The following is a 24,635-nucleotide window of genomic DNA, read 5'->3' as shown; positions in this document are numbered from 1 at the left end:
ATGTACAAATTACAAAATATTGATATTGAAGTTTTTCTTAAAGATTATTGGCAACAAAAGCCCCTGTTAATTCGTCAAGGATTTCAGGATTTCCAAGATCCCATTGATGAACATGAGCTTGCGGGCTTAACCGAAGAAGAATCAGTAGACTCACGTATTGTCAATAATCAAGACGGCATATGGGCGGTCGAACACGGCCCTTATGATGACATAAATAAACACTGTTTAGGTCAATGGAGTCTGTTAGTGCAATCAGTTGACCATTATGTGCCTGACGCCGATAGTTTAATGAACACCTTTGATTTTATTCCTGTGTGGCGGATGGATGATTTAATGGTGAGTTATTCAAACCCTGGAGCGGGTGTCGGCCCACACTTAGACCAATACGACGTATTTATTATTCAAGGTAAGGGCAGCAGACGCTGGCAGGTAGGCTTACCTAGCCACTACGAAACAATCAGACCCCACTGTGATTTATCTCAGGTGACAGGTTTCGAGCCTATAATAGACGAGGTGCTCACCGCTGGAGATATTATTTATATTCCTGCTAATCATCCACACAACGGCGTGGCATTAGAGCCATGTATGAATTATTCAGTGGGTTTTAGAGCCCCTTCCCAACAAGAAATACTGTCATCCTTTGCTGATTACGCTATTGATCACAACACTTTGACCCAACGCTACAAAGATCATGGGTTGTCCCCTCGCGAATTCACAGGTGAAATCAAACAACAAGAAGTTGTACAGTTCAAAGCATTGTTAGCGCAAATATTGCAAAGCGAGCAATTTGATCAATGGTTACCGGTATTTTTAAGCGACAACAAAAAAGCAGAGGATGAATCAAACCATCAAATCGAAGAGTTTTCTCAACAAGCCATTATCGACATGCTTAGTAACGGCGAATATTTCCATCGTAATCTAGGAGTCAAACCTATATTTGTAGAGCCAAATAGTAGTATCAGCGCTAATGCCACCTTTACCTTTTACATACAAGGAGAGTCTTATTCTGGACCCATCGAATCAGCCGACCTAGTAAAAAAGTTTTTATCAGTGCCATTCATTGCTGAACAAGAAGGTGAAACTCAATACAGTCAATTCCCAGAATTCACCGCATTGCTCACCCTACTTGTAAATAAAGGCCATTGGTATATTGAGTAATAGTGTAAGAGAGTTCTAATTATCAGCCTACATTGAGCGAAAGCGACTGAGAGTCTATCGTTGGTTAATATAAATACCACTATTATGCGTGGATGGGACGAGAGTCAATATCGTCAATATTATAGGATCTTATGGGCCGCAGAGTTCCAACACGATCCAAGGCTTGCTGTCCCTATCCATCAGTGGGCTGACAGCGCTTGAGGCTGGTAGTGATTTTTGACCATAGATACAATCCCTTGTATAACCAAGCCATTACATGTTTTGCAGTTACAATGGCAATCTTCACAACGCCCTCTTCATAAAGTTCAAGGGCATGCTGAAAGCTTTTTCCCTTTGCTTTTAGCTAGCCTCTATTTCTTAGCCTCTACCTACTAACCCTGCCCTATCGCTCATCAGCGACCGTCAGATTGAGACTCATCAATGGTTCTAAAGGTTAGATTTATTCTTGGCGTATCCACTTTTTTAGTAGGCGGTAGTCGATGTAACCAATGGCTTTGGGTTTCACCCTTCATTACCAATAAACTGCCGTGTTGTAGCGATAGTGACACGTTTTTTTGACTGCGTTTATGTTTAAAGGAGAACTTTCGCTGCGCCCCAAAGCTTAACGAGCCTATCTCCCCGTTTTTTAATAAGTCCTTTTCAGCATCACTATGCCAAGCCATGCCCTCTTCACCACTGTGGTATAAATTGAGCAAACAAGAATTAAAGCTAGCCCCAGTCTTTTGTTCAACAATACTTTTAAGTACAACCAATTCATCAATCCAGGGTAATGCCAATTTCGTGGCGTTAGAATAGGTATAACTAAAAGGCTTATCACCATACCAAGCTACTTTACGTTTGGTTAAGATCTGCTTACCAAAAATATTGGCTTGGTCACTTTTCCACTCAATTTTTTCAAGCAACACATCAAAGTAATAATTAGCCTGTTCAGCTGGAATAAGCGTTCCATGGTATTCCACCAGCCCATCGTAATCGAGCACATTGATTGGCGTACATTCAGGCTCATCAAATAGATCCATGTTTTGCAATCTATCTTCCTTATACTCAGTTAATTCAATATATTCACATCACTATCTGCCGAGAAAGCAGCGCTACACCGTGTTTCCGCTCTAACTTAAACTCAATGCCAAAATTTGCAGCGGATGTTTGGGTTTAAATGTCTCAAACCTTGCGACCTGACTACGGCAAGAATAACCGGTCGCCACTATTTGTTCTGGTTGATATTGACTGACTGCCTGCTGCCAACTTAATTGGTATATTCCGGTTGATTCTTCAATATGACTCGCTTCGTGTCCAAATGTCCCCGCCATCCCACAACAACCAACTGAAACAGCCGTTAAGCTAAGGCCAGTTTTCTCGAAAATTTGTTGCCATTGTTGTTCACTTGCTGGCAATGCGGTTTTTTCGCTACAGTGACCAAACAGGGCATAGTTTTGAGCAGTATTAGTGTTAGCTTTTGGGAGCTCAAGTTGCAACAACCATTCGTGCACGAGTTGCACCTTAAATTCACCCCGAGCGGCGCCCAAAGTTTTAGTGTATTCGTCGCGATAACACAACACCATAGAAGGGTCGACACCTATCATCGGCAGGTCAAGTTCATCTAACTGATTCAGCAAATCTGCTGCGGTTTTTGCCGTTTTAGCAAATTGCGTTAAAAACCCTTTTACATGTTGCGGTTTACCGTTTGGCATAAATGGCAATAACACAGGTTCGTAACCTAGCTTTGTAATCAGTGATACCAAAGATTCGACTACGCTTGCATCGTAAAAACTCGTAAAAGGGTCCTGCACAATACACACTTTTTTGGCCAACTGACTTGGATCTAATTTTTGTAGCGCTTCTAAATTAAATTGCGTGCTTAAGTCACCATCCAATCTTTCACTAAGAGTGGGTTGCGACAAAATAGGCGTATCAAGATAACCAACTGTTTTGCGAATTGTTTGTTTAACCCAATTTTGACGCAAGAAAAAGTTAATAAATCCCGGTACTTTGGCCATTAAAGGCGCCATGGTTTCAATATTCCCCACCAAGTGGTCTTTGGCTGGGCGCATATAACGTTGATAATACATACTTAAAAAACGCGACCTAAATCCAGGCACATCCACACTGACTGGGCATTGACTTGAGCATGCCTTACACGCCAAACAGCCTTCCATGACTTCTAGTACTTCATGAGAGAAATCATCGGCCACTCTTTTATCAGTGGAATTTCTAAAACGCTCGAACCAACTAGGTGGATCTTCGTTATGTTCTAATACATTGACATCTATGTTTTGTTTTGCCAAAAGTCTCAGCCATTCGCGCACCATGCTAGCACGACCTTTTGGGCTATGACGTCTATCACCGGTTATTTTAAATGATGGACACATTGGAGAAGTGGTATCGTAATTAAAACATAATCCATTGCCATTACAGCTCATGGCAGGTTCAAACGAGCTTCTCACTTCTATGGGAATTTGACGGTCAAACTCACCACGTTTTTGACCTGAGACTTTTACCAAAGACTCGGTTGAGTCTAAGGGAGTACAAATTTTCCCAGGATTCATTTTGTTAAGTGGATCAAAAACGCTTTTAATTTTTCTCAGCTCAGTGAATAACTCATCTCCAAAAAACTGCGGTCCATATTCACTACGGTACCCTTTACCGTGCTCTCCCCACATCAAGCCACCATATTTGGCGACTAACGCCACCACTTGATCAGATATTTCGGGCACCATAGCTTCTTGCTCAGAATCACATAAGTCCAGCGCTGGGCGCACATGTAAAACGCCGGCATCCACATGACCAAACATACCGTATTTCAAACCATGGCCATCTAATAACGCTCTAAATTCCATTATAAAATCAGCTAAGTTCTCAGGTGGTACTGCCGTATCCTCAACAAATGCGATAGGTTTTTTAGTGCCTTTTATTTTTCCCAGTAATCCCACTGACTTTTTACGCATGGCGTAAATTTTCTGAATGTCGGCTTTATCGTAAGTAATTTGATAACCAATTACCCCCAGGTTTTCTGCGGAGTCTAAATTGGCGCTTAAGGTAGCTATTTTTTGTTCGATATCAGCTTGATCATTACTGTTGTACTCAACCATGTTTAAACCAAGTACAGTTTTACCCTCGACTTCGGTAATCAAACTATCGACTGAATGCCAAATAATGTCCTGCTTCGCCATATTGAGCACATTACTGTCTACGGTTTCAACCGACGTAGCATTGGCCGCAACCATACTAGGTGCATGTCGCAGTGCTGATTCGAATGAATCATATTTAACATTTACCAATGCTTTGAACTTAGCGATAGGCGTGATATTCACTTTCGCTTCCGCCACAAAAACCAAAGAGCCTTCAGAGCCAGTAATAACTCGACTGATATCAAATACAGACAAATCATCATTCAGAGTATTTTCCAAATCATACCCCGTTAAAAAGCGGTTTAAGCGAGGAAATTTATCTATGATTTGCTGGCGTTTTCCCAAACAAGTATCCAATAACTGTTGGGTTATTTTAGCCATAGGCGTGTGTTCTTGACCCAAGACTTTGGCGTCATCAATTGCCATTGGGGTCGTATTTAAAATCGTTCCGTCTGCCATAACTGACGTCAGAGCCAAAATGTGATCACTGGTTTTACCGTATACCAAAGAGCCTTGCCCTGAAGCATCCGTACTGATCATACCGCCCACAGTTGCTCTATTACTGGTGGACAAGTCAGGCGCAAAAAAGAAACCTAAAGGTTTTAACACTTCATTTAGCTGGTCTTTAACTACCCCAGCTTGCACTCTTGCCCATCCTTGTTCTGCATTGACCTCTAAGACTTGATTCATGTGCCGCGACACATCAACAATAATTCCGCTGGTGAGAGATTGGCCATTAGTACCTGTACCACCACCTCGGGCTGAAAATTTCACTGCTTGATAAGCGTTGGCGGTTTTACCTATCTGTGACAAATCATCAAGACTTTTTGGAAACACTACAGCTTGCGGCAATTGCTGGTAAATTGAATTATCGGTAGACACCGCCAAACGGCTCGCATAGCTATACTCAATATCACCAGAGTAAGTGGACTTAGCTAAGTCGGATAAAAAGTCCTGATAATGGCTTTCAATAAGAGCTTGGGTGTCTAACGCTGGCAGCATAGGGGAAATTCAGTCATCGATGAAAAAATAGAGCGTCAATTATACCCAAAATGAACATCTGTGTTCTAGATCTGTTCGGCATTAAATAGTTTGTAACAACTGAAATTTTCAGTAAAAAACAACTTGGTATATGCTTAATCAATAAATTAACCACATTCAACCAAGGGTAAAAAGATGAAGAAAAAATTACGAATCGCATTGGGTAGCCTGCTAGCCTTGTTTGGCGTAGTGTTTTTTATTCTACCCGGTTCGATGTTTGTGTTGTTATTAGGCTTATTAATGCTCAGTTATGATGTGCCCAAAGCCCGAGATTGGTTAAGAACTTGCCAAAACGGCATGTCTAGATCGGCGCGTAAGTTAGATAAAATGATTTTGGATAGAAAACTTAGAAGTTAGTGAGTCTGTCTTTAGGTACAAAAAAGCCGCTTAGACTCGTGTTTAAGCGGCTTTTTAGATTAACAGTTATTAATGTTATCCGTGTTTTTCACCCAGATACAACCAAGTCTCAACAACAGAATCAGGGTTAAGTGATACACTATCAATACCCTGCTCAACCAACCACTGTGCTAAATCTTCGTGGTCAGAGGGGCCTTGACCACAAATTCCTACATACTTACCACGCTTCTTCGCGGCTTGAATTGCCATTGCTAACAAAGCTTTAACCGCAGGATTACGCTCATCAAATAAATGGGCGATTAACCCAGAGTCACGGTCTAAACCTAAGGTTAGTTGGGTTAAGTCGTTAGAGCCGATTGAAAAGCCATCAAACATATCAAGAAATTGATCAGCCAAAAGCGCATTTGACGGTAATTCACACATCATTATTACACGTAAACCGTTTTCACCTTGCACTAAGCCTTCTTCGGCAAGTAATTCTAGTACTTTGGCACCCTCTTCTAAGGTACGAATAAACGGGATCATGATCTCAACGTTGGTTAAGTCCATTTTATTGCGAACCCGCTTTATGGCTTCACATTCCAACGCAAAACATGCACGAAATGAATCTGAAACATAACGACTGGCACCACGGAATCCAAGCATTGGGTTTTCTTCATCAGGCTCGTATTGGTAACCACCCACTAAATTAAAGTATTCATTGGATTTAAAGTCAGACATACGCACTATGACTTTTTCAGGCGAAAACGCCGCTGCAATAGTAGAAATACCTTCAACTAATTTTTCGATATAAAACTCAACTGGCGAAGCATAACCAGCCATCATATCGCTAATTTCTTCTTTTAATTCATCAGGTTGATTATCGAAATCAAGCAGTGCTTTTGGGTGTACACCAATCATACGGTTAATAATAAACTCAAGTCGCGCCAAACCTACACCAGCATGAGGTAAACGCGCAAAATCAAAAGCTCTATCGGGGTTACCCACATTCATCATCACTTTGAGAGGAATGTTAGGCATTGAGTCTATGCGGGAAGTGACCACGTCAAAGTCGAGTACATCACCGTAGATAAAGCCAGTATCACCCTCAGCACAAGAGACAGTAATCTTGTCACCCGTTTCAACAGATGCGGTAGCATTTCCACAGCCTACTACCGCAGGAATACCTAATTCACGTGCAATAATTGCCGCATGACAAGTTCGTCCGCCTCGGTTGGTTACAATTGCCGAGGCTTTTTTCATTATTGGCTCCCAATCAGGATCGGTCATGTCAGTGACTAACACATCCCCTGGTTGGATCTTATCCATCTCTTCCACGCCTTTAAGCACTTTTGCTACGCCAGCACCAATTTTGTGGCCAATAGCTCGACCTTCACATACGGTTTTGGCTTTGCCTTTAAGCATGAAACGTTCAATAACTTGAATGTCTTCACGGCTTCGAACGGTCTCTGGACGAGCTTGCACAATATAAAGCTTGCCATCTATACCGTCTTTGGCCCATTCAATATCCATTGGGCGTTGGTAATGCTTTTCGATAATGACCGCCTGTTTGGCCAATTCCATTATCTCTTCATCACTTAGTGAATATTGGCGGCTATCAGCAGCATCGATATCTACAATTTCAACTTGTTTGCCGTGTTCCAAGTCTTCTGAATAAATCATTTTGGTGAGTTTACTGCCAAGGTTTCTGCGCACTACTGCAGGTACGCCTTTTTGCAAAGTGGGTTTATGCACATAGAATTCGTCAGGGTTAACCGCTCCTTGCACCACCATTTCACCTAAGCCGTAAGATGATGTTATAAACACAACATCTTCAAAACCTGACTCTGTATCGATTGAAAACATCACTCCAGACGCCGCACAATCGCTGCGTACCATTCGTTGAACACCAGCCGACAACGCCACACCTTTGTGGTCATAACCTTGGTGTACGCGATAAGAAATTGCTCTATCGTTGAACAAAGATGCAAATACATGTTTGATTGCGACCATAACCGAGTCGTAACCTTTTACGTTTAGAAAAGTCTCTTGTTGTCCTGCAAAAGAGGCATCTGGCATGTCCTCTGCTGTTGCCGACGAACGCACTGCAAAAGAGGCTTCTTCACCGGCTTCACCTTGTAAAGTGACAAACGCGGTACGTATCGCGTTTTCCATATCAGGTAAAAATGGTGTCTCGATAATCCAGTTGCGAATAGTTTCACCTGCCACACCTAAAGCGGCAATGTCGTCAACATCAAGATTATCTAGCAATTCATGAATTCGCGCTTCTAATCCACTTTGTTCAAGAAATAAATTAAATGCATGAGAAGTAGTCGCAAAACCTCCTGGAACTTGCACTCCTGCATTCGCCAAATTTGAAATCATCTCACCCAACGACGCGTTTTTGCCTCCAACGACCCCGACATCACCCATACCTAGTTGCTGGTACCACAAAACGTGTTCTTGCATTCTCACTTTCTCCAAATGATTGTTTGGTAATTTAATAATCGTGTTAGGTTAGGCAAACGTCTTAGATTAAACTGTTAAAAACAGTATAAAAAACGACATCCTTATAACGCCTTTACATTTGATAGGGGGATTTTAGAATGTTGTTGTTATAAAAGTAAAATTTTATTATTTTTCGTAATTAAATTACAACAATGTTAAGGAAATGTTTTGAGAACTGCCTATTATATTTCGGATGGAACGGCCATTACCGCGGAGGTATTTGGCCACGCATTGCTTTCCCTGTTTACGATCGAGTTTAAACACATCACCATTCCGTTCGTTGAAACCCCTGAAGAAGCCAATGAGGTAGTTCGAAAAATATCTGAAAGTTTTCAAGATGATGATCAACGACCTTTAGTGTTTTACACAATAGTCAATACAGAAGTGCGCAAGATTGTGTCTAAATCAGTGGGCATAAACTACAACTTTCTAGACCAATTTGTGGCCCCTTTGGAAAAAGTACTAGGCGTGCCTTCTAAACCAGAAAAACACCGTACTCACAGTATTCACGAAAAAACTTATGATATTCGAATTGAAGCGGTAAACTACGCTTTAGCAAATGACGACGGTTCTAATCTTAAAGATTACCACGAAGCTGATATTATTTTGGTCGGTGTATCGCGTTCAGGTAAAACCCCAACTAGTCTTTATTTAGCCTTACAATATGGCATAAAGGCGGCTAACTATCCCTTTACAGAAGACGATATGGGCGACATCTTACGTTTGCCGCCATCTTTACGGCGTTTTAAAGACAAACTTTTTGGGCTGACCATACAAGCCGACAGATTACATCAAATTCGTTCGGAAAGACGTGCCAACAGCAAATATGCGTCGCTGAAGCAATGCCGTATGGAATTACGCGAAGTCGAAAATTTGTACCGCAAAGAAAAAATTCCTTTTTTGAATAGTACCCGTTATTCAATTGAAGAAATTTCAGCCAAAATTTTGGCTACAACCGGCTTACAGCGTAAAAAATACTAAACCTATCCATTAAGGAATATTCCCTGTGTTCAGCCATTTCGAACCTAGATTAATGAAGTTTTTGCGAGACTTACAAAACAATAATAATCGCGACTGGTTTAACGATCATAAACAACAATATGAAGATACCGTGCGCTCGCCTGCCCTTGCATTTATTGAACAAATGGATCAATGGATCCGTCTTATCTCACCTCATTACGAGGCCAGCCCCAAAAAAGTAGGAGGGTCACTAATGCGTGTCTATCGTGACGTAAGATTTTCTAAAGATAAATCGCCCTATAAAACCAATGTGGGTATTCAGTTTCGTCATGAAGTAGGCAAGGATGTGCATGCTCCAGGATTTTATGTACATATTGCGCCTGATGAGATTTTTCTAGCCGTGGGCACTTGGCACCCTGACAGAGATTCATTGGCAGCGATACGAGACCATATTGTAACCAAGCCAGGTCCATATTTGGATGCGATTGAACATCAACCTTTTACTGAGTTTTATGAAATGGCTGGCAACAAACTCACTCGTCCACCTAAAGGTTACGATAGAGAACATCAATTAATTGATGAGATAAAACGCAAAGATTTTATTGCTATCTGCCCACTTACCGAAAATGACCTATATCAACCTGATTTTTGCAAAATGGTGGCGAGCCGTTTTGGACGCGCTCAACCCTTACAAAAATTTATATGTGAAGCCTTAGGACTAAGATTTTAGTGGGTTTAATTTAGGCTCTACCACCAGTGACTTTATTAGCTCGGCCTTCGTCTTTGGCCTTTTCTGCTCTACGGCGTCTTGCTTCTTTGGGGTCTGCAATGAGAGGACGATAGATTTCGATTCGGTCACCTTTTTTAGGTAAGTCGCTCAATTTACAGGTGCGATTCCAAATACCAACTTTTAGCACTTCAAGATCTATTTCAGGAAAACGTTTTACAATACCTGATGCCGCAATGGCTTGCTCAACACTTGTGCCTTGCTCGATGACCACTTCAAGCAAAGCTTGTTTTTCAGGTGTAGCATAGGCCACTTCAATAGATATTTGTTGATCAGTCATATCTTTACCCGTAAACCTGTTTGGCGCGCTCAGTAAAAGCAACCACCATGTTCGCAGCTATTGAGTTAAACACTCGCCCAAAAGCCATTTCAATTAAACTACTTGAAAAAGCAAAATCCAAATTTAGTTCAATTTTACACCCCGACTCGCTCAGGGGTAAAATTGTCCAACCACCTGATAAACGAGAAAACGGTCCATCGACTAGATTCATTTGAATAAACTCACCACGCTTTAAAGTATTATGTGTGGTAAACCACTGTTTAACACCCGCCTTAGAAATTAATATTGAAGCCCGCATATTGTCGTTGTCTTGTTGCAAAACCTTTGTTTCTGCGCACCCCGGGATGAACTCTGGGTATAGATGTACATCATTAATCAAATCAAACATTGATTCAGCATTGTAAGCAACTAACGCGCTGCGAGATACAATGGCCATTCACACTCCCTAATTGGTCAAGATTTAGAACCCTAGTAGATTAACATAAGTCGTTTAAATCCATTACTTTTTCAATAACATAGAATTTATGTTGTACCACTTCATACAATCTCTATAATACCGCCCTATGAAGAAAAAGAACTCCAAATCCACAAATAATACCATTGCGCTGAATAAAAAAGCCCGCCACCAATACAACCTTGAAGATAAATTCGAATGCGGTATGGCATTGCAAGGCTGGGAAGTAAAAAGCATTCGCTCTGGAAAAGTAAATATTTCAGAAAGTTACGTCACTATTGAAAAAGGTGAAGCATTTCTGATTGGTTCAACTATACAAGCCTTAAATCAAGCTTCGAGTCATGTGGTCTGTGACGCCACTCGCAAACGTAAATTGTTGCTTAAGAAACGTGAATTGGACAAGTTAATTGGTTCAGTAGAGCGCCAAGGATATTCAATCATTACAACCGCCATGTATTGGAAGAAAAACTGGGTGAAAGTCGAAGTTTGCTTAGGTAAAGGTAAACATGAGCACGATAAACGCGACGCAGTCAAAGACCGTGATTGGGCCCGTGATAAAGAACGTATGATGAAACACAAGGCGTAACCTTTAAACGCCTTGAAATGTCCATAATTGTTAGCTCCACACCTGCTTTTTCCAAGTCGATAACCGCAAATGACAAAGAGGATGAACTCCTACTTTGTCGCTAAGCCCTACTTCATGAAATATCAGCTTAGTGTATTAACCTGATACTGTTTTCTATAACGCTTAGTTAATTTGGACCCTCGGACTTGATCGGTAATTAACGCCCATAGCGGCGACACCCGCAATTTCGATGGTTTCCCCTTTCCAATACGGCGCAATTGTTGTTTAACTATGGCCATAGTCGCTAAACCACTTAGGGTTTTATCTTTCCAATTTACCACGGGGATATACCCTACTACACTCGAGTCCTGCTGCCATTGATTAGGCAAGTCAGGAGTTAACGCTAATGCACTAGCCATGCCCACTAAGTGCACACCGCTTTCAACAACTTGTTCAGCCACATCAAAGCGTCGCACCCCTCCGGTGGTCATAATTGGCACAGATACATTTTGTGCAATTTTGCTAGCAAACTCTAAGAAATACGCTTCTCTGGCTAACGTCCGATCATCAGCTGAACGACCTTGCATAGCCGGCGCTTCATAACTTCCGCCCGACAACTCTACCAAGTCAATTTTTAACTCACCTAACATTTTTACAACTTGCTCTGCATCTTCGACATCAAACCCGCCACGTTGAAAGTCAGCGGAATTAAGTTTTACTGCAACAGCAAACTGCCGACTACACGAAGCTTTGATTGACTTGACAACTTCAAGCAATAAACGAGCTCGATTTTCTAGACTTCCGCCCCATTGGTCCTGCCTTTTATTTGTCAGTGGCGATAAAAATTGTGCAAGCAAATAACCGTGCGCTGCATGAATTTCTACACCATCAAACCCAGCCTCTTCAGCTCGAACCGCGGTACTAGTAAACCTTTGAATAACATCGTGAATTTCAGACTCTTCCATAGGTTTAGGCACCGAAAACATTGCCGAATGTTTACCCATATCCAACGCCACGTTAGAAGGCGATAACACCTTACCTCCCATTTTTTTAAATACTTGGCGTCCGGGATGGTTTATTTGCATCCAAATTTTAGCGTCATTGGCCTGCGACAACTTTGCCCATTCAATAAAAGGCGACAAATCAGTATTGTGCTCTAAAACAACACCACCGGGACCTGTCATTGCCAAGTGATCGACCATAACATTACCCGTAATGATTAACCCCGCGCCACCTTGTGCCCATGCTTGATATAAACGTTTGAGTTCGGTTCCAGGCAAATTTTCAGACGTAGCTAAGTTTTCTTCCATAGCCGCTTTGACTAAACGGTTTTTTAGAACTTGACCATTAGGAAGGTTGAATGGAGTAAAAATTGAGTCTGTCATTAGAGGTTAATTAACCGATGTGTATGATTTGTAATCGATATATTGGGTTAATTAGCGGGTACACAAGCTTTCTAATAATTTTTCCCAAAACAATGTATTCACTGCTAACAAGCCTATGCTAGAATACGGCTGTTGATGGTTTGCAATCAACAACTTGGGGCTGATTTTGGATTCGACAAGACTCTAGACGCTTTAGGTGCATGTCGAGGAGCGGTTTGCCTCGTAAAAAGCCGCATTTAAATAGTCGCAAACGACGAAAACTACGCTCTAGCCGCTTAATAACCGGCTAAGCCCTTCCACTCATACTTTTTCTGCTAGTAGAGGTTCGGAAGGTCATCCCAGCAGAATAGCGAGGGAACCTTGTCTAAGGGTGAACCGCGAAATAGTATTAGGCCAGCTGCAACGAAATCCTGTTTGTCGGAGTTCCACGTAGTTAAATAAAAGACAAAATAAGCATGTAGTACCGACGGTTGACGTTTTTTGGACGCGGGTTCAACTCCCGCCAGCTCCACCAAAAAAGGCCTAATTCATTGAAAAATCAATGAGTTAGGCCAACTCTCCAAGTGAAGCTTCGGTATGTGTCACACAAAGGTGTCACACAATGCTAACCAACCTCCCACACTTGCTTCTTAACCGCAATAAAACTTACTATCTGCGTTTCATCTACCCAGTATCTAAATCTATAAATATAAAAGGTAGAAAAGAAATTCGGTTTTCTTTACGCACAAAGTCGTTTGAATTAGCCGTACTTCTTTATAATTATATCTGTCCTGTTTTAAGAGACACACTTTTTGATAGTAGAAATATGAATAACGAAAGCATTGCGGAACAATTAAAGTATCAGGTATCTGGAAAGCTTAATGAGCTTATTGGGAACCTAACCAAAGAAGCTGAAGAAAATCCAAAACACTGGCAAACAGCATTAGCACAGCGCCAACTTAAACAATTTGTGAACTCTCTATTAGAGCAAAACGTCGAATCTCAGTCACAACTTCATCAACTACAATCAAGGGTTAAAGAAGTGACTGAACGAAGTGCAAAAATGGAGAGAACAAATCAAACTCTTGTTACCGCTCTCGACGCGCTAAACGCTACTGCCACTATACCTCCCCCTTCTCTGCCTGTTAAAGCCACCAGCAATAACAAGCCGTTTCATGAGCTTTTACGTAAATATTTAACCGCTAAAGAAGCTGAAGTGAAACCTAGAACATTTATTCAACTCAAAAGCAATCTTACGCGATTCGTTGAAGTAATAGGATATGAAACTGAAAGTGAAAGCCTCTGTAGTGACGACATTGAAGAATATTGTTATGTGATATGCAATATTGCACCTAATTTTAAATTTAGTAATTTTATAGCTACTGAGGTGCCTACTAATAGTCAGGAACTCTCTGACTTATGGGTTAAGTGTGCTAAAGAAAATACCGGCAAAAAGTTAACTGGTTTAGGTGTTGAGAAGCACTTCAACGGTGTTAAAGCGTTTCTTAAATGGTGTTTTGATAGACATGCCACCACTCAAGATTACAGTCGCATACCAGCGCTTAGAAAGCCAAAAAACGTAACCGACTCTATTGAAAGAGTGCCGTTCTCCACAGATCAACTAAACCTAATTTTTAACTCATATATTTATAAGCCAGTTGAGAAAAGCAAACGTAAGATTCAAAACCACCAGTTTTGGCTCCCTTTAATAGCTCTGCATTCCGGAATGAGAATAGCGGAAATTGTTGGTCTAGAAAAAGCCGACATTAAGCAAGTTGACGGTATTTGGGTTTTTGATGTGAATGAGAATTGGAACTCTAAAACGCGAATTGGCTCAGAACACAGTAAATCCAAGAAAAATAAGTCTTCATGTCGACTTATTCCGATATCTGGCCAACTAATTGAAATAGGTTTGCTTCGATATGTTGAAAAATTAAATGACGACGACATTCTCTTTCCAGAACTAACACTCGGTAAAAAGAAAGGACTGGGTGATTACGCATCTAAGTGGTTTAATGAGCGATTCTTAAAATACATTGGACTTGAAAAGCGGTCAGATGATGGAAAGCAGAGCGTTTCATTCCATTCATTCAGGCATGGATTTGTGACCAACATAGATAAAACTGAACTTAATGGAAGCGTTTTGAATGACTCTGAACGGCACTACATAACAGGCCATGAGCAAGAAGGTGTGAGAAATAAAATATACAACCACAGTGGGGTTAACATCGCTCGATTAAAGACTTTTGTTGATGCAATCGACTTTGGGGTTAATTTGAGTGACATAAATTACAAATAACAGAGAGATCTTACTACCTCTTACTCAATCTTGCACTTGAAAATTCGGACTTGATCTCACTGACAGATACGAGCTGTGAGTTCAATCAGTCATTGGTGATATTAGGATTTATATTAAGCATATTTTTTGTTTAAAAGATAAGTAGTATCTATTGACCGACCGTAGGCTAATATTTTTTTGCGTTTAACCTTGCCTTGAATTCACCTAAACCTTTTGCCCAGTTTTTTGAAACTGTATGTAGAATGTTAGCTAAAGAACGGCAACACTCATGTGTAAAAAATGCATTATGCTCACCTAGTTCGGTATTGACGTAATCAAGTATGTTTCCATTACATAGATTATAGCGAACACGAACGAGCTCTACATTAATTTGATTCGGCGTACTTTGGTTGACTTGGTACACAATTCATTTGGCACCATGTCTAGCCCATTTCTTAGTTAATTCAGATTGAGCTTTTTCTAGGCATTCGGTCGCCCACAAGAGACACAACCCAGTATATCCAATTTCACCTTCTGACTCTACGCCTGTGCCTCGACCACTTTCCGCCATCCGATAAAATCCCATGGGGTAAGAGTGTGCATGGTTGGATAAGAAACGATAGCGAAATCTAAATTCATCTACACTGCCTCCTGCGGACTCAATTAATTCATCCTGACTTTTAAAAAAGGCATTATTTCCTTTGAGATAATGCTTTCTTTGTTTTTCAGGGATACCTTGGAAGTATTCAGTTTTTTCTAGATCAGAGCGAACTTCATCTGTATTGGCCTCAAAAAGTGCAACCTGACCGCCAGAATCATCCATTGCTTTAAACATTTTTAGTCTTGACATATGATCATGAAGGTTAAGTAGCCGCCAACGAGCTTGCCATTCATTTGGTTCACAATCTTCTATACATAGGTAGAAAAAAACCAAATATGCTTCAACGATTGCTCTTGTTAACGTTGCCGCGGATGCGCAATCCCAGTGAGCGTTCTTGCCAATCTTTTTAGGTGGCGGACAGATAGAAAGAAGTGATACCCCACTTGTGCACAGCTTTGTAAAAATTAGTGATGCATAATAGTGTGATGAAGTTGGCGAAGGGATTCCGGCTTTATTTTGAGATGAGGTTATACACTTATCTAATGTGACCCTATACTTCTTATAAATCTGTCTATAGACGCTCATGTATACCTGATGTGTTAAGCCTAATTAACATGCAAAAAATAGTTGGTTAAAATAAGCGAAGAAGGAGCAAAAACCAACTGCTTTTTGTTCTTATTCAATTTCTTGTAATGTTTAATTAGCTACTACATTTCCATTTGTAATTGTGCCATTGGCAACGACAACTTCTTTCTCATTATCTTCGGGATCATAATACAAAATTCTATCCCTTTCGATTTGCGAGCAAACCACTAAGCCTCTTGGTTTGCCCGAGTAAACCGAAAATGCAAACTCTTCTGCTTTGCTTTTACATAAAGTCCAAGACATACCAAAAGAATTTGAATCTAGCTCTTCAACACTCATACCTCTATATGCGGTAACTGAAGTTGGCAAGTGCGAATCAATCACTTCAGTATTAGTAATACGCTCTCTTAGATAAATTCACGGTCCCTCATTATCGGCTTGTCTATGTTTAAAAAGCTCTTTTAAACCACCTGAATAATACCAGCAGAAATAACATATAGTCTCGTATAAATAATCTTCTTGATCATCATTAATCGTAAAAGAGGCACGGATATATTCGAATGCTCTGTTACGAAGAAGATCCCATTCAAAAGACTGATTCATCACGTCAAGATAAGGTAATTTCTGCTTTGCTTCACCTTTAATTAAGAAGCTAACTAGAGCATTGAAACATTGAGATTTAGAGCCAAAACGTTCAGAAAGGTAGGCTTCAAATTCGGTAATACTAATACATAGCTTATTGCTCAGAAAAGCCGTGTTTTGTTCATCAAAAATCATTTATGAGCACTCGAACAGGTTTAAACATAGTGCCTCAATCAGCCGACGCGTTAACGGTTGGCCGCATTGATTTGTTAGTGCTTATTTTGTGTTTATAAACGCTAATATCATTATCGACCAGCATGATCTCTTCGGCGTTTGAATAAAAGAATCTATTTGCTGATAGAATCAGTTTGGTATTAGTAAGCCCAATAAACTCCTTGCTGGCAATGTAGCTACCCTCATGAAATGGCTCGTTTCTGGCCAGTAATACAGCTCTTTTCGTGATTGGTACTGTGATCTCAACATTCGGTGTATTCAGCCCAAAATAGAAGCCTTTGCCAGCCTTAGGGTGACTTAACAAGAATGGCCTATCCGAAGTAATCACATTTTGATCAGATTCTTCAATAATGTACAATTGATAATACTTATTTGCAAGACACTCCTGAACGGTACTAATGAGGTCTAGTTCAGTCATTATTAGGTCGGTTTGACTGTACTCGAACTCACTTCGATTAGAGATAGGAACGTCTTCACTGATACTATCTATAATTTCTTTAGTTCTTTTTCTCGGAGCTTCTAAAGTAGATCTAAACGAGGGCACCCGCAAATATAGCGTTGCTAATAGCAAGATAAGATTATGCATGCCTTGCTTCGTAGGTAGAGATTTATGTTCTTCTATGGCTCTAATCGCAGCACTTATCTTTGGTTCGATCTGTTCCGCGTAAAAGTTCTCAACTATTAGAGAATCAATATGCTCCACTGAGTAATAATCTCGTGTAGCGCAAGAATCATTTGGGCTTGTTTTGAACGGAGTATCGTTGTTAATTGGAATGCACCAAAATGAAGATGAATATTCACCTCCATCTGTGAATCCTTTTAAGTAACACTTAGGAATATAATGGTGCTTTGCCTTTCTTCCCACTGTGCCTCCGAGCACTAACGCCTAAAGCAGGTGCGCCGCAGACGTCACCTGGATTTTCTTGTTAGGACTATATTGCAACACTGCTAATTGTGCCAATTAAAATTGAAACTATAACTGCACCAAATGCTAGCCAAACAGCATACATAGAAAATTCGGTCTGGGTTGCAGACAATAAATCTCGTATTTCACTTAGTGTGCTAGCAACTTCTTTATTCAAAAGCTCTACTTTACCTGACACCTCATCCACAGAATAAGTAAATAGTGGCTTCAACGGATTAGTATCAAGCTTACTTATTTCACCATTATCCATTTCTACGTGAAAGAAATTTGTACACCAGTACGATTGCATCCATTCATTATCTAACTCTCCTTCGAGCGAAATTTGCTTTGGGGAGTTTCTCGATGCCCAATTATTACTTACAATTTTTTTCAGTGTTTCTGAGAGAAGGTTGTATTTCGATATTTTCTTTTTGATATTGTACATTTCTCTTATTTGGGATTTTGATTTATTCCAAGAAATATATTTTGGTACAAATTTTACAAATGATTTTGTAATTTCGTACATCGTATCTGAAGCGCATAAAGATGCTGTTTCAATTTTCCCTCTTAAATGATCTATATGATTTGAAAATCTCTCATACTCTCTGACGTAAAATAGGTGATGACTATTCATTTCAAGAATAACATTTTCATCTCCAATAAATAGGTTATATTCCTTCCCAACTTTTGAATGTACTAAGCCTGTAACAGTAACAATATTAGGATCGTTCACAGAGACATGTAATTGAGCATCTCCATCTTTTGTAAAACCGAGAGCTTTCCAGTTATCTACAAAACTCGTATAAAAAGAATACATTGAATAGGACATTTCAGGGAGACTGGGTAGAACTTCCCTAAGTGATGTCTCAAGATCACGTACAACATTATCTTCTCTATTTGGATATCCAGCTAACTTACTAACGTCACTGAGTTTGAATTTGTCCTTGTGTATTTCCGTTTTTATACGATACGATAAACCATCAAAGAACAATTCTTGTCCACTTTTGTGCTTAGCAAATATTTGGTAAGGTAAACCTAACGATGATGATTTATGTAATATCTCTACATGAGTAAAGCAAGAATTTCTTATCATGCTTTCTCTCAATGGGTTAAGTGCTTCTTGAGACGTTCGATACAAATGTGTTGTTCTATCGAATAAATTAACATTTGTATTGTAGCTATCTTCAACTTTCAAAAGCTCAATTGTTTCTTCAATCGATTCTTTTCTATCCAACAATGTGAGTTGAAACGAACCAATATGATGTAAATTCAACTTCTCTATGATTTTTCCGTCATTTTCCATATGTACTTTCAGCCCACTCGATATTGGTTAATAGCCCTAACGCCCACATTAATAGACAAAAAAATGTTGGCTAAAATAGTGACGAAGGAACAAAAGCCAACTGTTTTTTGTCCTTGTTTAATTGCTTGTTATGTCTTTGTTAGAAATAACGTATTTGAAATATAATGGATAATCGTACACTATGTCCGGCTTCGCAGAATCATCCAAATACAGACGGAGGTTAACATAAGTTTTCAAATCTAAATGCTTTTCAAAACCAAGAGATTCATAGAAAGCTACAAGATTTTCCACAGTTACCCCGCTATCTTCTTCTGGCTTTGCTAAGATCTCTATGCAAGCTTGGGGACACTCTACTGCAATACGTTTAATTGCATCCGTTAGTAATACTCGAGCGAATCCTTTTCTACGAAATTCAGATAATATATCTACACGCTCGATATTATAAACGTTTTCATTCTCAGAATTTTTTCTCCACTTGCAATTACAATCATCATCGTAGTTTTCGAAATACACATAGAAAAAACCATCATGTTCTTTATGCATAATATTGGATAATTGAGTCATACTGCTCCTTATGGATAAACAATCAAACTTTTGAATCTTAGTCATAAATCATCGCCAAAAACATAACGCTTATTATCGAGCATGTCGTATATATAACTACTCGATCTGATTTTTACTTCCGTCATTTACAGAACTTACTTTTTGGTTTTATTAAGTATTTTTTACTATCCTGCAATCAAAACCTTAAAGAGTTACAAAAGCAAAACGAGACCTGACTTTAACGAAACTTTTCTGCTTCCCATTAAAAACTATGTGAAAAATATTTTCCATTCTTAAATTAATAACTTATTGTTTTTGAGAAAAAGAAAGTGAGACCAATCAGAATTATATAATAGGAAGCGCAATTGACATTTTTACTAAATCTCATTATCCCTGATTTTGTATACAGTCAATTTAGGTAGAAACTAGTTGGCGAGTCAGTTAATTCAAAGTCCGATTTATTGAAACTCATTACGACTACAAAGCCAATGGCAAAGATCTGCATTGGCACAGTGCCGAATGTCAGATGAAGTCAAGAGCGTTAGTTTTCAAACTTCAGATCAAGTCTAAGCTACTAAATATAAGGTTACAACATTTGTGTAGGAGTTTTTTTGTCCCACGGTATCTATCAATGATATCGCTTATATCTAGGACTTTTGTTTCCCTTTAAGTAATGTTTAACCACAACGGTATCGGTATACAGTTGCCCTACTAATACCCAGCTTTTTAGCGACCTCCACAGGCTTCAGTCCTCTTCCTAATAAATCTCTTACCTCATTCACCATCTGAAGTAACTTTACGCCCCTGATAGACTTCAGGGCGCTCTTGCTTGGCTTTAGCTATACAGGCTAGCTGTCTTTCTTTTCTTCAGGTTTATCCATTGACGCCACAGCTACCGATACTTATAGTTGACTTAAAGCATACAAAACACAACCACCGTTGCTATCTTGTATAGGAGATTATAATCATGGAATACATTACGTATTTACGAGTGAGTACCAAAGAACAGGGTAAATCAGGTTTGGGGTTGGAGGCTCAGAAGCGAGACATTCGGCTTTATCTCGATAACTACAGCACAACTCCGTACAAGGTTATTGAAGAGTTTATAGAAGTAGACTCAGGCGCTAATTCAGCAAGAGCTACGTTAAACGAAGCAATCAATTTGTCTAAGAAACATGACGCTACACTTTTAGTGGCTAAGCTTGACCGTCTAAGCAGGAAAGTATCGTTCATCGCTTCGTTAATGGAAGATAGAAAACTGAATTTCAAAGTAGCTACAATGCCACACGCTGACCCCTTTCAACTTCATATTTACGCTGCCTTGGCGGAACAGGAGAGAGAGTTCATAAGTAAGCGAACAAAGGCCGCACTTGCCGAGGCAAAAAGCCGTGGCACTCGCTTAGGAGGCCTTAGAACCAAAACAAACGAACGCAATGTAGCCAAGCGTAAACAAGCAGATCAATTTGCTCAAAATTTATGGCCAATTATTGAACCTATGACCTTAACCTCGGTGGCTTACTCCGATATTGCAAAACGATTAAACCAAATGAATGTTCAAACAGCCAACGGCGGTATGTTCTGGGCAAGCACTGTTGGCAATATAGTAAAGAGAATGCATCAATTAGCTACTTCAAAGGAATGAACATTCTCAATATGTGGGGTATTTACGAAGGAAATATTAGGAGTTTTATTAATTAATGCTTACCAAAACTGATAGGGGGATATATGCCAACATCGGTAGTTATCATTCAATAAAAAACCCCTCTCATAAATGAGGGCAATACTACATGAAGTCACTTGAAATGAATTTCAAACACTTCAATTTAAGTCCAATAAATCAAATCACTGTCTTTTGATCTTGGCTCAGATTTGGATCCCCTTTGTGCCATTAACTAAGTTTAGAGTCTATAAATATGAATTCGAAACCTAGAATACCTCAGGTATCTCTATTAGCTTTTCCTTTGACATGAGAAAAGTCAATCACTTATATGAATCAATTGCTCTAATCACGCAGGTCATTATGAAAGAATCAACATCTTAGATATTAAAAAGTTCAAAGACTAAAGTTTAAAATCAAAAAACTTGTATTTTAGATGATTCAAGCTTTCAGGAAGTGATTTCGATTGATTTTCATCCATATAGACCTCTGTGAGGCTATTTAGCTGAATGATGCTTTCTAGCGGTATTAAAGGGTTGAACCTTACGTCAAGCACTCTAAGGTTTACCAACTGACCGAAATTTTCAGGTAGTGACTTTAAATTGTTGCTGCTAAGGTCAAGTGTTGTAAGTTTCTCCAACTGGTCGAAGCTTTCAGGTAGGGACTCTAAACTGTTATAGTTAAGGTCAAGCTCTGAGAGATTCGTCAAGTGACCGAAACTTTCGGGTAATGACTCTAACTTGTTATCGCTAAGGTCAAGTGTTGTGAGATTCTTCAACTGGCCGAAACTTTCAGGTAGTGACTCTAACTTGTTATAGCCAAGGTTAAGCTCGGAGAGACTCGTCAACTGACCGAAACTTTCCGGTATCGACTTTAAACCGATATTTCGAACGTCAAGCCTTGTTAGATTATTCAACTGATTCAGAGATTCAGGTAGTGATTCTAAACTGTTATGGTCAAGGTTAAGCTCGGAGAGATTCGTCAAGTGACCGAAACTTTCGGGTAATGACTCTAACTTGTTACTGCTAAGGTCAAGTGTTGTGAGATTCTTCAACTGGCCGAAACTTTCAGGTAGTGACTCTAACTTGTTGCCGCTAAAAACAAGTGTTGTGAGATTCTTCAATTGGCCGAAACTTTCTGGTAGTGACTCTAACTTGTTAATTCTAAGGTAAAGATAGGAGAGATTCGTCAATTGACCTAAATTTTCAGGTGGTGATGAGAATTCATTTGCATAAAGAGTTAGCGTAGAGAGATTCTTCAACTGGCCGAAACTTTCAGGTAGTGATAGAGACTTAAACATATAAAGCTCCAGCTCAGTAAGGTTCGTTAACTGCCCGATACTTTCAGGAAGAAATTCACCATTATAGCGAAGATCGAGTTTTGTAAGATTCGTCAATTGCCCGATGCTTTCAGGCAGTGATTGCAACTCATCTGAATAAAGCCTGACCTCAGTGAGATTTTTCAATTGACCGATACTTTCAGGTATCGACATTATACCACTACCACGAAGATCAAGTGTTGTGAGATTCAGCAACTGACCAATACTTTCAGGTAGTGATAGTACTTCATCCGTAAATAGCGTGAAATCAGTGAGATTCGATAATTGAACAATATCTTCAATCGTCTGACTAGAATGTATATTTTTAACAACCATAGAAGTTACGGGTATAAGCTCATCTAACTCTGTTACAGAACTCAACAACGTTTCTCCTAGGCCATCATATCCTAATTTAATATTACAATGGTATTTTTGGTTTTTCTTGAGTACGCACGTACTTTCATGTTGATTTATACGTGTCACTAATTCTAATATTCTGTCATTTTCGGTGGATGGCAACGTTATCGCCCCTAAAAGAGCAAGACTAAAAGTCGGTGCAAGCCATGGTTTTATTTTTGGTAGAAGTGCGTTTTGGCGTGTGGAAATCGAGCCCGCTAATATTCTAGCTATAAAATCATGAGATATCTCCCAAACCTGCTCATCCTCATTGATTTGCCTTACAATTCCTTTTAGTTCTAATTTCCTTAATATTGCGTTGGTTGTGTTACACGAAAGTCCACTTTCCCTTGATATTTGAATTGACGACAAAGCTCGTTTTGTACTTTTGTCTGTAATCATCGATGCTAGAATGCCCCAACTATCTTCTCCCGCACCAACTTCCGCTTCAACAAGGTTGCGCAGAAGGCTTGACGACTTGCCAAGAAATAAACGTTTTGCTGGTTGAATATGTCGTTCAAGTGACAATCCCAACATATTTAAAATGATAGGTCGATACTGTCCTTTTGTTTCTTCTACATCACTTGCCTCTTTCAACAATTTTTCCATTAAGCGTGAACCAATTTTTAATCCACTTGAAGTCAAAAACGCCCTTGCCATACTTTCTTTGAATAACCCAACTTGTCGCCAATTTTCAAAAGAGCGTAAACGAGGCAAAAATGTACTAACTTGCTCCAGTTCGGATAAATAATCCTCACGACATACAAATAGGAATTTGATTCCTTCAATTGGTTTTTGAGATAGTTCGTTAACTAATATCCAAAATGGTTCTTGCTGCTTTTCACTATGAAGAATTAGTAGTTCTTCGAATTGATCAATAGCGATTATTACCTGCCCTCTTTGGGCTAATGATCTGAGAATCGCCTTGATACGTTCATTGCAACATTCTTCTCTGGGTGTCAGTGACACTTCACTTAGTTTTTCAAGTCCTTGCTGTAAATCAACAATAGGATCGCTATAAACTCGTATGGAGCAAATCTGCAAACTTGTGTCTTGTTGCTTTAGAGAAGGAAAAACGGAAGCTGCAAGAAGTGAGCTTTTCCCCGATCCTGACTTACCAGTTAGGTATAATACTGGAGCGTTAGAGCTAGCAATCCATTCTGCAATCTCAACTTCAAGGCCATCGGAACGTAAACGGTTTTTATATTTCTCGATATCCAAAGCAGAATATTCAAATGGTCTCAAACGGAAAGTATCAACTTGGTATTCCTTACCTTCAATAAAACTGCCATTAGTTAACCAATGATTAATCAAGTTTTTGAGCTTGATTAAAAGAAGCCACATTAGCGGAAGTGCAAAAATTGCAACTACGTGTAGTTTAGGAATGCCCATTTTATCGCTTACATTTGCAACAGAATCTACAATTGGTTCAAAACCAGCAGCGTAGGCCGCTACCGCTCCAATCTGAATAGTGAGCGTTGCCATGAATGATTTATTTTCAGCTCGTTCCATGTCCGTTCCCCTATCTTATTTTATCTTTCCTTGACATTACGACTGTTGTTAGTTATCAACTTGTATAAATAATAATCTATACTTTAAAACATTTTACTAGATACCCCAACTATATTTAATTCGAAATATACAGATGCAAAT

Annotated in this window: 21 protein-coding genes and 1 other RNA gene; 8 read left to right on the top strand and 14 right to left on the bottom strand. The window is 39.6% G+C overall.

The window, feature by feature from the left end; translation table 11 throughout:
• Entirely contained in the window at positions 1-1,158 is a 1,158-nt protein-coding gene (locus tag KO534_RS21660) for a cupin domain-containing protein (protein ID WP_215933260.1), read from the top strand.
• 392 nt (positions 1,159-1,550) lie between these two features.
• On the opposite strand, the gene KO534_RS21655 is transcribed toward KO534_RS21660, so the two are convergent.
• Entirely contained in the window at positions 1,551-2,177 is a 627-nt protein-coding gene (locus KO534_RS21655; RefSeq protein ID WP_215933541.1) for an alpha-ketoglutarate-dependent dioxygenase AlkB family protein, read from the bottom strand.
• Between the two features lie 90 nt (positions 2,178-2,267).
• Positions 2,268-5,288 (bottom strand): D-2-hydroxyglutarate dehydrogenase YdiJ, encoded by a 3,021-nt coding sequence (gene ydiJ, locus KO534_RS21650; RefSeq protein WP_215933258.1) that lies wholly within the window; start codon positions 5,286-5,288, stop codon positions 2,268-2,270.
• 174 nt (positions 5,289-5,462) lie between these two features.
• Here ydiJ and KO534_RS21645 point away from each other — a divergent pair, with 174 nt between their 5' ends.
• A complete protein-coding gene (locus KO534_RS21645) occupies positions 5,463-5,684 on the top strand; it encodes a tellurium resistance protein TerC (RefSeq protein ID WP_215933256.1) in 222 nt (73 codons plus the stop codon).
• A 75-nt stretch (positions 5,685-5,759) separates the two neighbouring features.
• Here the strand turns inward: KO534_RS21645 and ppsA are convergent, their stop codons facing one another.
• Positions 5,760-8,132, bottom strand: coding sequence for a phosphoenolpyruvate synthase (gene ppsA, locus KO534_RS21640; RefSeq protein ID WP_215933254.1), 2,373 nt, complete (start codon positions 8,130-8,132; stop codon positions 5,760-5,762).
• Between the two features lie 207 nt (positions 8,133-8,339).
• Here ppsA and ppsR point away from each other — a divergent pair, with 207 nt between their 5' ends.
• Together ppsR and KO534_RS21630 are read left to right on the top strand one after the other, a co-directional pair.
• Entirely contained in the window at positions 8,340-9,152 is an 813-nt protein-coding gene (ppsR, locus tag KO534_RS21635) for a posphoenolpyruvate synthetase regulatory kinase/phosphorylase PpsR (RefSeq protein ID WP_215933252.1), read from the top strand.
• Between the two features lie 25 nt (positions 9,153-9,177).
• A complete protein-coding gene (locus KO534_RS21630) occupies positions 9,178-9,861 on the top strand; it encodes a DUF2461 domain-containing protein (protein ID WP_215933250.1) in 684 nt (227 codons plus the stop codon).
• 10 nt (positions 9,862-9,871) lie between these two features.
• Here KO534_RS21630 and KO534_RS21625 read toward each other — a convergent pair whose 3' ends face one another.
• Positions 9,872-10,198, bottom strand: coding sequence for an RnfH family protein (locus KO534_RS21625; protein WP_215933248.1), 327 nt, complete (start codon positions 10,196-10,198; stop codon positions 9,872-9,874).
• A gap of 4 nt (positions 10,199-10,202) precedes the next feature.
• Positions 10,203-10,634 carry a type II toxin-antitoxin system RatA family toxin gene (locus tag KO534_RS21620; protein ID WP_215933246.1) on the bottom strand — a complete coding sequence of 144 codons (432 nt, stop codon included), beginning with the start codon at positions 10,632-10,634 and terminating at the stop codon, positions 10,203-10,205.
• Positions 10,635-10,761: 127 nt separating this feature from the next.
• On the opposite strand from KO534_RS21620, the gene smpB reads away from it, so the two are divergent.
• A complete protein-coding gene (gene smpB, locus KO534_RS21615; RefSeq protein ID WP_215933244.1) occupies positions 10,762-11,238 on the top strand; it encodes an SsrA-binding protein SmpB in 477 nt (158 codons plus the stop codon).
• Between the two features lie 122 nt (positions 11,239-11,360).
• Here smpB and KO534_RS21610 read toward each other — a convergent pair whose 3' ends face one another.
• Positions 11,361-12,602, bottom strand: a complete 1,242-nt coding sequence (locus KO534_RS21610; RefSeq protein WP_215933242.1) for an NADH:flavin oxidoreductase/NADH oxidase family protein — start codon at positions 12,600-12,602, stop codon at positions 11,361-11,363.
• A gap of 156 nt (positions 12,603-12,758) precedes the next feature.
• Between KO534_RS21610 and ssrA the strand changes: the two genes are divergently transcribed.
• Positions 12,759-13,116: a transfer-messenger RNA gene (ssrA, locus tag KO534_RS21605) on the top strand.
• A 291-nt stretch (positions 13,117-13,407) separates the two neighbouring features.
• Positions 13,408-14,880, top strand: a complete 1,473-nt coding sequence (locus tag KO534_RS21600) for a site-specific integrase (RefSeq protein WP_215933240.1) — start codon at positions 13,408-13,410, stop codon at positions 14,878-14,880.
• Positions 14,881-15,286: 406 nt separating this feature from the next.
• Here the strand turns inward: KO534_RS21600 and KO534_RS21595 are convergent, their stop codons facing one another.
• The 7 genes from KO534_RS21595 to KO534_RS23820 form a co-directional block, all read right to left on the bottom strand.
• The gene (locus KO534_RS21595) at positions 15,287-16,045 is read right to left on the bottom strand and encodes a DUF5677 domain-containing protein (RefSeq protein WP_215933238.1); all 759 of its coding nucleotides are present in this window, start codon (positions 16,043-16,045) and stop codon (positions 15,287-15,289) included.
• Between the two features lie 111 nt (positions 16,046-16,156).
• Positions 16,157-16,414, bottom strand: coding sequence for a hypothetical protein (locus tag KO534_RS21590; RefSeq protein ID WP_215933236.1), 258 nt, complete (start codon positions 16,412-16,414; stop codon positions 16,157-16,159).
• A 48-nt stretch (positions 16,415-16,462) separates the two neighbouring features.
• Positions 16,463-16,822: a hypothetical protein gene (locus KO534_RS21585; protein ID WP_215933233.1), complete on the bottom strand. Its 360-nt coding sequence runs from the start codon at positions 16,820-16,822 to the stop codon at positions 16,463-16,465.
• A 34-nt stretch (positions 16,823-16,856) separates the two neighbouring features.
• Positions 16,857-17,726 carry a DUF4238 domain-containing protein gene (locus KO534_RS21580; protein ID WP_215933231.1) on the bottom strand — a complete coding sequence of 290 codons (870 nt, stop codon included), beginning with the start codon at positions 17,724-17,726 and terminating at the stop codon, positions 16,857-16,859.
• Between the two features lie 67 nt (positions 17,727-17,793).
• Positions 17,794-19,068 (bottom strand): hypothetical protein, encoded by a 1,275-nt coding sequence (locus tag KO534_RS21575; protein ID WP_215933229.1) that lies wholly within the window; start codon positions 19,066-19,068, stop codon positions 17,794-17,796.
• 117 nt (positions 19,069-19,185) lie between these two features.
• Positions 19,186-19,632, bottom strand: a complete 447-nt coding sequence (locus KO534_RS21570; RefSeq protein WP_215933227.1) for a GNAT family N-acetyltransferase — start codon at positions 19,630-19,632, stop codon at positions 19,186-19,188.
• 656 nt (positions 19,633-20,288) lie between these two features.
• Positions 20,289-20,396, bottom strand: coding sequence for a helix-turn-helix domain-containing protein (locus KO534_RS23820; protein ID WP_215933225.1), 108 nt, complete (start codon positions 20,394-20,396; stop codon positions 20,289-20,291).
• 182 nt (positions 20,397-20,578) lie between these two features.
• On the opposite strand from KO534_RS23820, the gene KO534_RS21560 reads away from it, so the two are divergent.
• Entirely contained in the window at positions 20,579-21,253 is a 675-nt protein-coding gene (locus KO534_RS21560; RefSeq protein WP_215933223.1) for a recombinase family protein, read from the top strand.
• A gap of 418 nt (positions 21,254-21,671) precedes the next feature.
• Here the strand turns inward: KO534_RS21560 and KO534_RS21555 are convergent, their stop codons facing one another.
• Positions 21,672-24,494, bottom strand: coding sequence for a leucine-rich repeat domain-containing protein (locus tag KO534_RS21555; protein ID WP_215933221.1), 2,823 nt, complete (start codon positions 24,492-24,494; stop codon positions 21,672-21,674).
• Positions 24,495-24,635: the final 141 nt, after the last annotated feature.

Origin of the sequence: Paraglaciecola arctica (assembly GCF_018861065.1) — a bacterium.
GTDB lineage: Bacteria > Pseudomonadota > Gammaproteobacteria > Enterobacterales > Alteromonadaceae > Paraglaciecola > Paraglaciecola arctica_B.
Note: the sequence above shows the minus strand (reverse complement) of the source record. Positions and strands in the feature narration are given on the sequence as shown.